This is a genomic window from Bradyrhizobium sp. P2_E8 (assembly GCF_056403875.1).
On sequence record NZ_JBFUES010001434.1, the window covers coordinates 1 to 1,377 of the forward strand.

At 65.5% G+C, this 1,377-nt stretch carries 1 protein-coding gene; it reads left to right on the forward strand.

Features of this window, described 5'->3' with window-relative positions; genetic code table 11:
- The first annotated feature begins 177 nt into the window (after nucleotides 1-177).
- A complete protein-coding gene (locus AC1D00_RS41170) occupies nucleotides 178-1,374 on the forward strand; it encodes an FAD-dependent monooxygenase (protein ID WP_477014653.1) in 1,197 nt (398 codons plus the stop codon).
- Nucleotides 1,375-1,377: the final 3 nt, after the last annotated feature.

Genomic DNA, 1,377 nt, shown 5'->3' on the forward strand with positions numbered 1-1,377 from the left:
GAGCACGCCCTGCGCCGACGATCGCCGCATCGCCTCCTCGAGTTCCTGCAACAGCGTCGTGCGCGCCTTCGTCCTTGACAAGGCCGGCCTCATATCTTAGTCGATATATATCTTAGTCACTAAGAGATTTAGCGACCGTAATTCCTCCTAGCACCACGGAAACGTCGGGAGCAAGCCATGTCCAACCGTCCCCGCAAGGCCCTGATCATCGGCGCCGGCATCGCCGGGCCTGTCGCCGCGATCCTGCTCCGCCGCGCCGGCATCGAGTCCGCGATCTACGAGGCCTGGCCCTATTCGAAGGGCATCGGCGGCGGCCTTCAGATCGCGCCGAACGGCATGCATGTGATGGACGAGATCGGGCTCGCAAACGAGCTGATCAGCCGCGGCTCGGTCGCGGAATCCTTCGACTTCTATTCCCAGGAAGGCCGAAAGCTCGGCTCGATCAATCGCGACATGGAGCGTCGCTTCGGCCAGCCCGCGGTGAACGTGTGTCGCGCCACGCTGAACGAGATGCTGATCGACAAGGCCTGGTGCGCCTGCGTCTCGCTCTATTTCGAGAAGCGCCTGATCAAGATCGAGGATCGCGGCGACCAGCCGATCATCGCCTATTTTGCCGACGGCACCACCGCCGAAGGCGACTTCCTGATCGGCGCCGACGGCGTGCATTCCATCACGCGACGCCAGGTGATGCCGGACGGCCCCCGGCCGTTCGACACCGGCCTGATCGGCTTCGGCGGCTTCGTGCCGCACGCCGTGCTCGACGGCAGGCCGATCGGCCGGCACGTCGAGACCACGTTCGGCCAGAGCGGTTTCTTCGGCTACGGCTATTGCAGCCCGGATCCGAACGACGGCGTGATGTGGTGGAGCACGCAGCCCGCGCACGGCATGGACGCGGCAATGTTCCGCGCGCTCGATGCGTCGACGCTGAAGCAGCACCTGCGCGGCTTCCATCGCGGCTGGCACGATCCGATCCCCGACATCATCGAGGCGGCCGAGAACATCGTGGTCACCGACACGCTCGATGTCGCGACCTTGCCGACCTGGTCGCGCAAGCGCTCGCTGCTGATCGGCGATGCCGCGCATGCGACCAGCCCCCATGCCGGCCAGGGCGCCTCGCTCGCTCTGGAAGATGCGATGCGGCTCGCGCGCCTGATGCAGGACGGACAGGAGCTCGGCGCCACCTTCCAGGCTTTCGAGGCCGAGCGGCGCCCGCGCACCGAGAAGATCGTCGCAATGGCCCGCCGCAACGGCAACAGCAAGCGCGAGTTCAGCGCCACAGGCGCGTGGGTCAGAAACCAGATGATGAAATGGTTCTTGCCGTTGGGCGCAAAGGGCATGGACTTCATGTACGCCTATGACGCGCGGGCGGTGTAGCGA